Here is a 12367-nt window from a genome sequence, read left to right on the forward strand (position 1 = left end):
CGCAAAAAATTCCCCCTTCGCCTGAACCCTTCGGGGTGATACCTTACTCCACCCTGTCTATCCATGGAGATTTCAGAATGCGCCAGCAGTTGGAGGATCTTGTCACCGAAATGGTCCGCAAGGAGATCCCCCTCGATATGGCTGTGCGCGAATTCGAGCGCGCCTACCTCCTGCGGGTGCTGGAGGCCCACGACGGCAACCAGAGTGCCGCCGCCAAGCGCCTGGGTATCCATCGGAACACATTGTCCAAGAAGCTCGAGCCCCGTTTGGCCAGCCTGCGTTATCCTGCTGCCAGGGTGTGCTGACGGGAACATGGTCGCACCCCTTTGGTAAAATCCGGCCAGAATGACATCTGCCCGGACCCTTTATACACAGGAGGCAGAGCCATGACCAGGATTGGCATCAACGGATTCGGACGCATCGGCCGGATGGTTTTCCGCGCAGCGATCCAGAACTTCCCTGACATCGAGGTCGTGGGCATCAACGATCTGCTGGAGCCAGAGTATCTCGCCTACATGCTCCAGTTTGATTCGGTGCATGGCCGCTTCAAGGGTGAGGTCTCCGTGGAAGGCACGAACCTCATCGTCAACGGCAAGAAGATCCGCCTGACCGCCGTGAAGGATCCCGCCGAGCTGAAGTGGAACGAGGTGGGTGCGGACATCGTGGTGGAGAGCACCGGCCTCTTCCTCGACAAGGAAAGCGCCTCCAAGCACCTCAAGGCTGGCGCCAGGAAGGTGATCCTGTCGGCCCCCTCCAAGGACGACACCCCCATGTTCGTCTACGGTGTGAACGACAAGACCTACGCCGGGCAGGAGATCATCTCCAACGCCAGCTGCACCACCAACTGCCTGGCCCCCGTGGCCAAGGTGCTGAACGACACCTTCGGCATCAAGCGCGGCCTCATGACCACCGTCCACGCCGCCACCGCTACCCAGAAGACCGTCGATGGCCCCTCCAACAAGGATTGGCGCGGCGGCCGGGGCATCCTGGAGAACATCATCCCCAGCTCCACCGGCGCCGCCAAGGCCGTGGGCAAGGTGATCCCCGAGCTCAACAAGAAGCTCACCGGCATGTCATTCCGGGTGCCCACCTCCGATGTCTCCGTGGTGGACCTCACCGTCGAGCTGAACAAGGAGGCCACCTACGACCAGATCTGCGCCGCCATGAAGACGGCGTCGGAAGGCCCCCTCAAGGGCATCCTGGGCTACACCACCCAGAAGGTCGTTTCCACGGATTTCCGCGGCGAGAGCTGCACCTCCGTCTTCGACGCTGAGGCCGGTATCGCCCTGGACCCCACCTTCGTCAAGGTTGTGTCCTGGTATGACAATGAGTGGGGCTACTCCAACAAGGTCCTGGAGATGGTCAAGGTCATCGCCAAGTAATATCCATTAGTCAACAATGAAAAAGCCGACCCCAGGGTCGGCTTTTTCATGCCTTGATCCAAGCGCACAGCCCAGGCAGACTTGAGGCAATTCCTTCCCAGCTTTGGAGACCCGCATGACCCCTTTCCAGGACTTCATCGTGGCCTTCCAGCGGAGTATCAAGGCCTCGCAGATGTACGGGCCTCATCACCCCCGCAACCTCGAGTTCATGCGGGCCCTGGAGGCCGCGTATGCGGAGTTCCTTCGGGGACGCGCCCAGGTCCAGCTCGCCGCCCGAAATGGGCGCATGTTCGTGGACAAGGTCCCGGAGGACGCGGGCAATCTCCAGATCGGGGCCATGGCCAAGGGTTTTGAAGAGCGCTCCGTCCATGCCCTCATGCTCTATCCCGGGGCCACCGTGGAGGAGCTCCAGGCCCTGCTCCAGGTCCTCGGACAGAAGCCTGGGGACCTGCGGGAGGCCGGAGGCGCCAAGCGGGTGCTGGAAGACCGGGGGGTCACCCATATCCGGATACTGGCCACCCGCCTGGAAGAGGTGACTGAGGCGGGCGAAGTGGCTGCCGCCCTGCTGGAATCCGTCGCAGACCTGACCAGCGCCCGCCACTTCGGAGAGATGCCCACCGGCGAGGAAGCCCAGCGGGCCACCTGGGCCTTCGGAAGAGGCGGGGGAGCCCCCGAGGGAAGCGATCCAGGCATGCCCCGCCCGGTCCCCATGCGCAGCACCATGGCCGCCGCCCAGACGGGCCGCCCCATCCCCACTCTCGTGGAACAGATGCAGTCCTTCCTCCTCGCCCTGGCCGGGGTCGGCCAGGGCCCTGCAGACCTTTCGGGACTGGGGGACTTTATGGAACGCCAGGGCCTGGACCGCCAGGGTGCCCAACCCACCACACAAGGGGTCCTCAATCAGGCGGTCACGGGCCTGCCATCGGGCCCCCGCCTGGGGGTGCTCCTGGGAGCGGCAGGAATGCGCTCCGGCCCACTTCGCAACACCCTGGGGCGCCTGGCCGGCACCCAGGGGGTTTCCACCCTCGCCCAGGCCTACCTCAAGGGCTCCCTCACCCTCGAGGAGCTGGGCAGCCACTCCGACAAACTGCGGACCATGAGCCCCTCACCGGAGCGATGGGGGGACCAGCTCGCCCAGGCCCTCCAGCAGGGAGGCGTGTCCGAGGAACAGTTGAAAGATCTGCTGGAGGTCCTGACCTGGGATTCCCAGCCCCCGGAAACGAAACTCGCCAAGCTTCTCAAGGACCAGCGGGTCTTCGAGATCCCCACGGAAAAGGTCCTGACCTTCCTTCGGGAGCTGCTGGAAGGGGGAAAGATCACCGAATTCCTGCGCCTGCTGCGCCACTACGGCAGCGGCCTCACGGCCCCCGCCCTGGCCCGTCGCAAAATGGTAGCCGAGGCCTTCGTCACCATCACCGACTGGGTGGATATCCCGGGCATGCCCCTCGGGGCGGTCCAGGAGTTGGAGCTCCTTATGGCGCAAGCCTGGAGCCGCGAAAAGGATCCCGTGGTCCACACCTTGACCTCCAAGGCGGTGGAACACCTCCTGTGGCACTGGGTCCAGCAGGGGGATCCGCACCGCATGGCAACCCTCCTGGGCGAGCTGCAGGACGTGTCCACGGAACTGAGTCCTCCCGCGTCCTGGAAGTCCGAGGCGACCCGGGATCTGCTGAGTCGCCTGGGCAGCCCGGAACGTGTGGGAGCCATTCTCGACCGCATTCCTGGAATTGACCGCAGGGACGTCGCTGACCAGGTGCTTCCCTACCTCCAGATGCTGGGAGCCACAGGAGTGAACCTGCTGGTGGAACGCTTGGCCCAGGAACCGGACCGCACCCGGCGGAGCCGATTCCTGGAGACCCTGAAGGCCTGTGGGTCCGTCTCGGAAGCCCCCCTCCTGGAGTCCCTCCACTCCCCAGACTGGTTCGTGGTCCGTAACGCCCTCATCGTCCTGGCGGAAGTGGCAGGACCAGATCGGATTCCGGATATTCAGGCCTGTCTCACCCACGAAGATGCCCGGGTCAGGCGGGCCGCGGTCCGCGCCATCGGGCGCCTGGGGGGCCGATCCGCCGAGAACGCCATCCTCCCCCTGCTCTTCCAGAATGAGCCAGAAACCCAGATCGAGGTGCTCTTCACCCTTGCGGAACTGAACAGCAAAAACGCCGTTCCCGGACTGCTGCACTTCCTCAGGACCTTCAAGGCCAAGGGAAACCCGAGCCAGGAGAAAGTGCGGGAGAAGACCATCGAGGTGCTTGGGATCCTCAGATCTCCCTCCGTGATCCACGTTCTGGAAGGGCTGCTTTCGCGGCACCGCCGCTTCTTCATGGAAAGCAAGGAGCCCCTCAACATCCGCCTCGCCGCCCTCCGGGCTCTCCTCATCCAGGAGAGCCCGGAAGCCCAGGCGATCGTATCAAGGATTCTGGATACCGAGCCCAAGGGCCCAGAGCAGCAGGCCCTCCAGAAGGCCCTTACGGAGTTCCTTGGAGCCGTTCGTCCATCGCCCGCAGGCGAAGCGCCATCTCAGTGAGCATATCCCGGACCATGTCCGGGAACTCCCGCATGAGGGTATCCATGCTCTGCTCGTGGACCAGCAGGCATTCGCAGGGTTCGAGGGCGATGGCCGTGGCGGATCGCTCCTGACCCAGCAGGAAGCTCATCTCGCCGAAAAAGCCCCCGGGCTCCAGCACGGCGATCTCCTGATCTCCCCGCTGGATGCTGACCCGCCCCCGCAGGATGTAGAACATCTCCTGCCCGCGTTCCCCTTCACGGAAGAAGACCTGGCCCAAGGGCACCTGCAGCAGGAAGTGATGCTGCCCGAAGCGGGAAGGGACGGCCGTGCCCTCCAAGAATCGCCGGAGGAGAAGAGCCTCCTTGCGGTTCAGTGCGGCCATCACCTCGGCTCCCAGGAGCAGGACCGCCATGGAGTAGTAGATCCAGATGAAGATGACGAAGAGGGATTTGAAGGACCCGAAGGCCAGGCCGTACCCCGGATTGTGGAGCAGGAAGAGCGTGAAGCCTGGCTTCAGGAGGAACCAGAGGAAGGCTGTGGTCAGGGCCCCGGCCAGGAGGTGCAGGCGCTTGATCCTGGGGGCAAAAGCCGCATACAGCCCCAACAACAGCAGCACCGTCAGCAGGTAGGGGCCGAGGGTCTTGAGCCAGAGCGGGGGGACCAGGGGCACCCCCAGGCGGTTCAGGAAGTTGAGAGCCACCCCCGCGCTGGCCAGCGCGGCCGCACCGAGGATGACAACCATGGACGCACCGAGATCTACCCCCTTGGAGATCCAAAGGGGCCTGGAGGGACGCACCTTGAAGATGTGGTTCAGGATGCTGCGGAAGGCCGCCACCAGGGGCGTGAGGCTCCAGACAAGAAGCAGCAGGTTCACCGTACCGACCCCGCGCTTGTGGCGAGCGATGGCACCCACCTCCCTGAGGATCACCCCCCCGAAATCTGGCAGGAGCTCGTTGACCAGCTCCGCAGTCTTCTGCATGGCCTTCTGGGACGATCCGATCCCCAACCCCAGGACGAAGGTCAGGAGCAGGAGCGCGGGAATGATGGCGAGAGAGGTGTAGAAGGCCAGGGAGGAGGCCTGACGCCAGTCGTCATTGCGAAGGAAGGCCGCAACAGTCTCCCGCAGGACGACCCAGGTGTGGTTCCAGCCCGCCCGGATAGCCTCCCATACCATTTGAAGGTCCATGCCTTCCCGTGTTTCCCGCAAGCAATGCCTCCAGTCAGCTTCCATCCTGCCACGGCAACGGATACCCTGGGCGAATGGAGCCACAACGGGCCATCCTCACAGGGCAGCAGATCGGCGCGGGCTGGACGCCGGCTCTTTCCGTCGTCAAGGCCCTCACCGCCCTGGTGGAAGCCCGCCGGAAGGGCCTCCGGGCCATCTACTGGATGGCGGACGAAGACCACGACCGCCAGGAGGTGGCCCAGACCGTCGGGCTCCAGGGCCAGCGCCTCGTGCCCCACCGATTCCGCTTCCAGGCCCCGGAGGGAACCGCCACGGGCTGGTTGCCCTGGATGGAGTCCCACCAGGGAGAGGCCGAGACCCTGTGGGGTCCCCTTCCCCAACCCGCCAGCCCCGATCTGCGGGGCCACGCCCTGGCCCTGGGCCAGCCCCTGTGGGACCTTGGCATCGAACCTTTCTCGCCGACCAGGACGGAGGCCAGGGCCTCCATCCAGGCGGAACTGGAGCGTTGGCGAGCCCTGGACCTGGAGAGTGACCTCTTCCGCCAAGCCGAACGCCTTGTCGTCGAAGGCGCCCCCCTGCCGCTGGATCCCCGCAACCAGGCCGCGTGGTTCCGCCTGGATCCCCGAAGCGGTATCCGTCGCCGCCTCGACAGGGGGGAGCTTTGTCCCAGAGGCTGGTGGCTGAGCCCGGGAGCGGCCCTGCGCCCTCTCATGCAGTCCCTCCTGCTTCCTGTGGAGGGAGCGGTGCTGGGCCCAGCAGAGCGGGCCTACTGGCGATTGGCGGAACCCCTCTGGGAACGGGTCGGCCTCCAGGCCCCCCGCATCATCCCCCGCCCCACGGTCTACCTGGTCCCGCCGGGTCTCAACCTGGATCAGGAGGCCCTGGCCGCCATCCAGGCGGGTCGCTGGGAGGCCTTCCGGGATGCCCCCCTGCCCCAGCCCTCAGAGAGGCTCGGCTTCCTTCCCCCGGATCCCGCCTGGGGCAAGGCCCTGACGGAACGATTCGAAAGGGAGATGGCGCGGACGAAACGGCGCCTCGAGAAACTGGACCGCCGCCTCCTCCGGGACGCCGCCGCCCATCGTTTCGGAGGAGACCCGGAGCGCCTGCGCCAGCAGCTCTTCCCCTTCGATCGGCCCCAGGAACGGGTGCTTCCCGGAATCCACTGGCTCCGCGATCCACAGCTCCTCCAGCGCATCATGGAAGGGCTGGAGAGCGGAGAGTCCCTCGTCTTCGTGGACACTCTTTCTTTTCTTTGAAACCCGCGTCCTTACCTGAAGCAGGTCTGCCATGAGCCATGAAGCCAACCTCGATCTCCTCGTCCTGGGTGCCCACCCCGACGATGCCGAAGTGCACGCTGGGGGCCTCCTGGCCCTGGCCGCCAAGCGGGGCCTGAAAGCGGCCATCCTCGACGCCACGGCCGGGGATCTGGGCACACGAGGTACCGCTGCCCTGCGCCACCAGGAGGCCATGGAGGCCGCCCGGATCCTGGGGGTCCACCGGATCATCCTGGACTTCCCCGATGCGCGCTTCGACGAAAGCGAGGCTTACCGCATCACCCTCATGGAGCAGTTCCGCCTCCTGCGTCCCCAGGTGCTGATCCTGCCCCACCCCGAGGACCACCACCCCGACCACCGCCGCATCCACCGCATCGGTCGGGAGGCAGCCTACTACGCAGGACTCCGCAACTACCCCTGTGAAGGCCAGCCCTTCCGCCCCAGCGCCGTGGCCTGGGTCGGCGGCGTCAACCCGCCCACGGCGCCGGACCTGGTGGTGGATGTCTCCGAGGTCTGGGAGCAGCGCATGGCCGCCTTCGATGCCTTCGGCAGCCAGTTCACCCAGAACCCCGATCTGCCCGCCACCCGCATCGCGCACCCCTCCTTCCGCCGCGGCATTGAGGGCCGCTCCATGCACTGGGGCAGCCTCCTGGGCTGCAACCATGCCGAAGGCATCTGGTGCGAGAAGCCCGTGGCACCGGCCCTGCTGGAACTCCTGGCAAAGCTGAAGCCCTGAACGGCTGGGGTACGTACGTGAGAACGCCCGCACGATGAGTGCGGGCGTTCTGCATCCATCCGGGAGCGTGGCCCCGGAAACCCCTACTCGGGCTTGTACTTGTAGCGGTCCATGGGCAGGGGATCGAGGGTGAGGCTCATTTCGCCGCCCTTGTCCTGCACCACGATCCAGTTCGCGCCGTTCTTGTCGTCGCGGGTCTTGAAGTCTTCGCGCATGTGCCAGCCGCGGCTTTCCTTGCGCTCCATGGAGGTCCGGTAGAACATCTCGGCGCAGAGCACCATGCTGCGGCACTCGTTGGCGGAGGAGAGGTCGTGGGGATCCAGGGCCACCAGATTGGCCAGCTTGGCCTTGAGGACCAGCACGCGATCCAGGGCCTCCTGCATGCGGTCAGCGGACTTGTAGCCCGAGTAGCCCACAGGCTGCATGATCTCCCCGATCTCGCGGACGATCTCGTGGGTGGTGGTGCCCATCTTCATGCGCTTCAGGGGAGCGTAGGTCTCCTCCTTCAGCTTGGCCACCTGATCCGCGTCGACCTTGCCCAGGGCGGGGGTAGCAGCAACGAACTTGGCAGCACTGGTGGCCGCGAAGATGGCGGTCATCACGGCGTGCATGAGGCCTGACCCACGGTTCCGCCCCGGAGGGGTGGGAACGGCGCCGGCCCAGCCGCCGCCACAGCCGCAGATGTCGCCGGAGGCGAAGAGGCCGGTCACGCTGGTGGCGTAGTCATGATCCACGTAGAGGGGAGAGAACTCGCCCACCACGCCGGGGATGACTTCCTTCATGGGACCGTCATTGCGGTAACCGGCGTGCTTCTTCTCCATGATACGCGCCCAGAACTTCTCGGAGCAGGGGCGGCGGAACGGAGGATCGGGGGGGCCAGTCAGGTTGCAGAGGTTCCGGCCCACGAAGCTGGTGGGGAACCCGTTCTTGGAGCTGTCCTCGAAGATGGGGCCCTTGCCGTCCCGGACTTCCAGATACATCAGCACGGACTGGGAGCCACCGAGATCGACGCCACCCACCACGGACTTCAGAGAGGGGTCCAGGTCAGCGCGCTCGGAGCAGTTTTCGCCCTTGGCGTTCACCAGGGCATCCTCGGCACCGTAGGCCACCAGCTTGTGCTCAGCGCTCATGATGTTCATGAAGCTGCCGAACTCGGCGTTGCGCATCTTGGCGCCAGCGCGGTAGGCAGCGGCAATGCCGTCGCCGCGGCCGGAGTTCCACATGCGCATGATGCGGAAGTTCTGGTCACCGCAGGCCAGGACCACAGCCTTGGCCTTGAAGATGTAGGTCTCGCCGGTCAGCAGGCTGAAGCCGAAGGCGCCCACGACCTTGTCACCCTCTTTGAGGAGATCGGTGATGGTGATCTTCTCGCAGAACTCCACGCCCAGCTTGCGGGCGGTCTTGGCCATGGGGATCATGAGGTCGTTGTCGACGATGCAGACCTTCCAGGGAATCACGGCGTGGGCCTGGCCGGCGTGCTCGCGACCGATGAAGTTCACGCCCCAGGAGGCCCAGCGATCCATGGTCTTGACGGTGTGGCTCGCGTACTTGCGGATAAGATCCTGATCGTTCAGGTAGTCGCCACAGTTCTTGGTGTGGTACTCGACGTAGAGCTCTTCCGCTCCTTCGGGGATGAAGGCCACGTGGCCGCCACCCTTGTTGGCCTTGCCGGCGTAGCCGACACAGCCCTTGTCCACAGCCAGGACCTTGAGGCCGGCGTTTTCTTCCTTGGCGGTGATGGCGGCCGCGAGACCGGAGATGCCGAAGCCCACCACGAGGAGGTCAGTCTCAACGACCGTACCCAGTTGTTCCAGAGTAGCCATTTCGTTGGTCTCCTTATTCCTAGTTCACGCGGGGGATGTAGGGGCTGGGGAACTGGCGCGTGTAGTCAACGTTCACGAAGATCGCGTCCGTGGGACAGCTGATCTCGCAGAAGTTGCACTCCACACAGTCCTCGGCATAGGCGATGACGGGACGCTTGGTCTCCTCATTCCACCGGATGACGTCGAGCCAGCAAGCCTTGTAGCAGGTCTTGCAGCCGACACATTTTTCGTCGTCGACCTTGATGACGTTCATGGGCTTTCGCTCCTTTCATGGGAAGCAGGTTTATGTAGGGCAGAATCAATCAAAAATTCTGATCAAAAGACGATTTTCAACACTTACAAGCCAAAGAAATGCCAAGCCATCAAAACCACAAATAGATAGACGCCCTTTTCTTTGTGTGGAACGATCCATTTTTCACCCCTACGAAATCCAGTGTCAATCGCGGAGAAACAGTCACGCCTATCGTTGTGCCAAGCGTCACAAACAAAGAAATAAAGCCCAGGAATACATTGATTTCACGATCGCACCCTGTCCAAAAAACACAGGTCAGGAACGGGATTTGGCCATTTCAATCCGATTGCGGCCGTAGTGCTTGGCCGCATAAAGTGCTTCATCGACAGCAAGGAAGAGGTTGGCGACATCCTGTCCGTTTGGAGCACCCACCCCAAAGCTCATGGTGGGAAAAATCGTTTGTCCCTCGGCGAGCACAATAGGATCTTCATCAATCCTGGCCCGGATCTTTTCGGCAACCTCCATGCCAGCGACAATCCCCGTCTCCGCCAGCAGGATGGCAAACTCTTCGCCACCGATCCGGAAGGCCAGATCCGAGCGCCGCAGAGCGCCCTTCACCCGCATCGCCACGGCCCGCAGCACCTGATCCCCCACCAGGTGACCGAAACGATCATTGATGAGCTTGAAGTAGTCGAGATCCCCCAGAATCAGGACGAATGGCCGACGATGCCGTTCCCACTGCCGATGGGCGTGCTCCAGATGCTGATTGAAGGCCCGTCGGTTGAGCAGCTCAGTCATGGGATCCGTCAGGACCTCCGTGCGCAGGGTGGCGGTTTCCATTTCCAGAAGCACCCGGCGATCCCTCAGGTCATTGAGATGCATCTGGAACTCGTGCTGGATCCGCTTGACGTGGAGCCACTCCATGCCCCGGCGGCAGGCGTGCAGCAATCGTGAGGGAGAAAGGGTTGCCGGCAGGATCTCCCGGGCCCCTAACAGAAGCAGCCTCCGCATGAGGGCTTCCGAAGGGGTGCGCCCCATGAGGATCGCGTAGGGGCGGTAATCGTGGTCCCTCATCCCCTGGAGAACCGAGAGCGCCCCTTCCCCATCCCCCGCCAGTCCGAGAAGCATCAGGGGAGCCTTGAGGCTTCGCTGAGCCTCAGGCAGCATCTCCGCATCGGCAGCCTGCAGATCATATCCGAAGTGTTCAAGAACAGCCCGAGCCTTGCGCATGACTCCAGCCCCCAGGCCACAAGCCAGGACCGGAATGGGGGGCCCACCAGTGCGGCTCTGTCCCCCTTCCAGGGCCGGGCCGAGGTGGCTCAACAACTTCTGAAGCCCATCCCCGGCCAGGATGAAGCCATCGGCACCCATATCCCAGAGACGTCGTTCCTCCTCCGCCGTGGGGGGATGATCCATGACGAGAAAAATGGGCAGGTTCTGGAAGAGAACCCGGGACTCCCCTCTCAGGAGCATGCAGAAACGGTAGCCATCCAGAGGATCCCCACTGGCGTCCACCAGAATGACGTGGGCCTGGTTCCAGGCCTCCGTCACCAGTGCCTGGAGATGGTCCGACACCCAATGAACCTGATGCCCCGACGACTCAAAGGCGGCTCGCAACCGCTCAATGAGGGCATCGTGTCTGGTGATCGCGAGAATGTTCATGGTTTGGATGGGGTCCCATCGAGCATATCTGGAAGTATCGGACAGGAATACGGATCCGAGAGCAATCGCGTCGAGCTTTTATAAAAGATGGCAAACTCGATGCAGCAGGAGTGCCTCGAATGAGCGTTGGAACACTGATGGACTGGCGGACGGGACTGGATGCGGGAGACCTCTCTGCGGAGTTCCTGGCCATGGAGGCCCTGGACCGCATGGACCAGCGGGAAGGCGATCTGAACGCGATCCTCTTCCGGGACCGGGAGCTGACCCTGGACGCCGCAAGAAAAGCCGATCGCCGCCTGCGGGCCGGGGAGCGCACCCCCATGCTGGGCATCCCCGTGGTGCTCAAAGACAACCTTCACTGGAAGGGCGCCCCCCTTAGCAACGGTTCCCGGATCATGCAGGGCTACACCGCCCCCTACAACGCCACCGTGGTGAACCGCCTCCTGGAAGCCGGGGCGGTCCCCATGGGCAAGGCCAACATGGACGAATTCGCCATGGGTTCCAGCGGCGAGTACAGCGCCTTCGGCCCCACCCGCAACCCCTGGGACCTCTCACGGGTGGCCGGAGGCAGCAGCTCGGGCTCCATCGTCTCGGTGGCGGCGGGCTACGCCCCCTTCGCCCTGGGCACGGACACCGGCGGCTCGGTGCGCCTCCCCGGCAGTTTCTGCAACATCACGGCCCTGCGCCCCACCTACGGCGCCCTCAGCCGCTACGGCGTCAGCGCCATGGCCTCCTCCCTGGACCAGGTGGGACCCGTGGCGGCCTCGGCCCGGGATCTGGCCCTCGGGCTTTCCGTGCTGACAGGCCGGGACCCCCTGGACAGCACCAGCCTTGACCTTCCGGGTACCAAAGGCTTGGCAGACCTGCGCCCCGCCACCCTCAGGGGACTTCGCATCGGCCTGCCCCGGGAGTACTTCGGCGAAGGGATCGAGCCCGGGGTGCGGGGCGTCCTGGAGGCGGCCTTCCAGCGTCTGGCAGCGGAGGGCGCCGAACTGGTTCCCGTGTCCCTGCCCCACACCCGTTACGCCATCGACACCTACTACCTCATCGTCACGTCCGAGGTCTCCAGCAACCTCTCCCGCTACGATGGCGTCCGTTTTGGCCTCCGTCGAGAGGCCGGAGAACTGCAGGAGATGATCTCCGGCACGCGAGATGCCGGGCTGGGAGCCGAGGTGAAACGGCGCATCCTCCTGGGGGCATTCTGCCTCTCCAAGGGCTACTACGACGCCTTCTACCTCAAGGCCCTGAAGGCCCGCACCCTCATCACCCGGGATTTTGTCGAGGCATTCAAGCAAGTGGACATCCTGGCCACCCCCGTCAGCCCCGGCACGGCCTTCCCCCTGGGGGCGAACCTGGCGGACCCCATGGCCATGTACCTCGCCGACGTCTTCACCGTGACCATGCCCCTGGCTGCCCTCCCGGTGGTGGCCGCCCCGGCGGGCTTCAGCGAAGGGCTGCCCGTGGGGCTGCAGTTCGTGGGGCCCAGCCTGTCGGACGTGAAACTCCTGGAGATCACGGAGGCCTGGCAGGGGATCAGCGACTTCCATAGGAAAAGATCGTGAATCC

General features: G+C 64.3%; 10 protein-coding genes. 6 read left to right on the forward strand and 4 right to left on the reverse strand.

Going from position 1 to position 12367, the window contains the following annotated elements; all coding sequences use genetic code 11:
- Positions 1-77: 77 nt before the first annotated feature.
- From HOLFODRAFT_RS21940 to HOLFODRAFT_RS0216600, 3 genes are all read left to right on the forward strand, one after another.
- On the forward strand, positions 78-305 hold the full coding sequence (locus HOLFODRAFT_RS21940; protein ID WP_005033613.1) for a helix-turn-helix domain-containing protein: 228 nt from the start codon (positions 78-80) through the stop codon (positions 303-305).
- 81 nt (positions 306-386) lie between these two features.
- Entirely contained in the window at positions 387-1382 is a 996-nt protein-coding gene (gene gap / locus HOLFODRAFT_RS0216595; protein ID WP_005033611.1) for a type I glyceraldehyde-3-phosphate dehydrogenase, read from the forward strand.
- Positions 1383-1497: 115 nt separating this feature from the next.
- Positions 1498-3906 (forward strand): HEAT repeat domain-containing protein, encoded by a 2409-nt coding sequence (locus HOLFODRAFT_RS0216600; RefSeq protein ID WP_005033609.1) that lies wholly within the window; start codon positions 1498-1500, stop codon positions 3904-3906.
- On the opposite strand, the gene HOLFODRAFT_RS0216605 is transcribed toward HOLFODRAFT_RS0216600, so the two are convergent.
- The gene (locus HOLFODRAFT_RS0216605) at positions 3848-5095 is read right to left on the reverse strand and encodes a YhjD/YihY/BrkB family envelope integrity protein (protein WP_005033607.1); all 1248 of its coding nucleotides are present in this window, start codon (positions 5093-5095) and stop codon (positions 3848-3850) included. The genes HOLFODRAFT_RS0216600 and HOLFODRAFT_RS0216605 overlap by 59 nt on opposite strands.
- A gap of 53 nt (positions 5096-5148) precedes the next feature.
- On the opposite strand from HOLFODRAFT_RS0216605, the gene bshC reads away from it, so the two are divergent.
- Together bshC and bshB1 are read left to right on the forward strand one after the other, a co-directional pair.
- On the forward strand, positions 5149-6330 hold the full coding sequence (bshC, locus tag HOLFODRAFT_RS25605) for a bacillithiol biosynthesis protein BshC (RefSeq protein ID WP_005033605.1): 1182 nt from the start codon (positions 5149-5151) through the stop codon (positions 6328-6330).
- A 31-nt stretch (positions 6331-6361) separates the two neighbouring features.
- Positions 6362-7084 carry a bacillithiol biosynthesis deacetylase BshB1 gene (gene bshB1 / locus HOLFODRAFT_RS21945; RefSeq protein ID WP_005033602.1) on the forward strand — a complete coding sequence of 241 codons (723 nt, stop codon included), beginning with the start codon at positions 6362-6364 and terminating at the stop codon, positions 7082-7084.
- A gap of 83 nt (positions 7085-7167) precedes the next feature.
- On the opposite strand, the gene HOLFODRAFT_RS0216620 is transcribed toward bshB1, so the two are convergent.
- From HOLFODRAFT_RS0216620 to HOLFODRAFT_RS23540, 3 genes are all read right to left on the reverse strand, one after another.
- Positions 7168-8907, reverse strand: coding sequence for an FAD-dependent oxidoreductase (locus HOLFODRAFT_RS0216620; protein ID WP_005033600.1), 1740 nt, complete (start codon positions 8905-8907; stop codon positions 7168-7170).
- 19 nt (positions 8908-8926) lie between these two features.
- On the reverse strand, positions 8927-9160 hold the full coding sequence (locus HOLFODRAFT_RS21950) for a 4Fe-4S dicluster domain-containing protein (RefSeq protein WP_005033598.1): 234 nt from the start codon (positions 9158-9160) through the stop codon (positions 8927-8929).
- 294 nt (positions 9161-9454) lie between these two features.
- Positions 9455-10801 (reverse strand): GGDEF domain-containing protein, encoded by a 1347-nt coding sequence (locus HOLFODRAFT_RS23540; protein ID WP_005033596.1) that lies wholly within the window; start codon positions 10799-10801, stop codon positions 9455-9457.
- A gap of 119 nt (positions 10802-10920) precedes the next feature.
- Here HOLFODRAFT_RS23540 and gatA point away from each other — a divergent pair, with 119 nt between their 5' ends.
- Positions 10921-12363, forward strand: a complete 1443-nt coding sequence (gene gatA, locus HOLFODRAFT_RS0216635; RefSeq protein WP_005033595.1) for an Asp-tRNA(Asn)/Glu-tRNA(Gln) amidotransferase subunit GatA — start codon at positions 10921-10923, stop codon at positions 12361-12363.
- The last annotated feature ends 4 nt before the right edge of the window (positions 12364-12367 follow it).

The sequence above is a fragment of the Holophaga foetida DSM 6591 genome (assembly GCF_000242615.2).
GTDB classification, from domain to species: Bacteria; Acidobacteriota; Holophagae; order Holophagales; family Holophagaceae; genus Holophaga; species Holophaga foetida.

Excerpts from the sequence above, each read along its gene's own strand:
- gatA (WP_005033595.1), top strand. The coding sequence starts at position 10,921 with ATGAGCGTTGGAACACTGATGGACTGGCGGACGGGACTGGATGCGGGA.
- HOLFODRAFT_RS21950 (WP_005033598.1), bottom strand. The coding sequence starts at position 9,160 with ATGAACGTCATCAAGGTCGACGACGAAAAATGTGTCGGCTGCAAGACC.
- bshB1 (WP_005033602.1), top strand. The coding sequence starts at position 6,362 with ATGAGCCATGAAGCCAACCTCGATCTCCTCGTCCTGGGTGCCCACCCC.
- HOLFODRAFT_RS0216600 (WP_005033609.1), top strand. The coding sequence starts at position 1,498 with ATGACCCCTTTCCAGGACTTCATCGTGGCCTTCCAGCGGAGTATCAAG.
- bshC (WP_005033605.1), top strand. The coding sequence starts at position 5,149 with ATGGAGCCACAACGGGCCATCCTCACAGGGCAGCAGATCGGCGCGGGC.
- HOLFODRAFT_RS0216620 (WP_005033600.1), bottom strand. The coding sequence starts at position 8,907 with ATGGCTACTCTGGAACAACTGGGTACGGTCGTTGAGACTGACCTCCTC.
- HOLFODRAFT_RS23540 (WP_005033596.1), bottom strand. The coding sequence starts at position 10,801 with ATGAACATTCTCGCGATCACCAGACACGATGCCCTCATTGAGCGGTTG.
- gap (WP_005033611.1), top strand. The coding sequence starts at position 387 with ATGACCAGGATTGGCATCAACGGATTCGGACGCATCGGCCGGATGGTT.
- HOLFODRAFT_RS21940 (WP_005033613.1), top strand. The coding sequence starts at position 78 with ATGCGCCAGCAGTTGGAGGATCTTGTCACCGAAATGGTCCGCAAGGAG.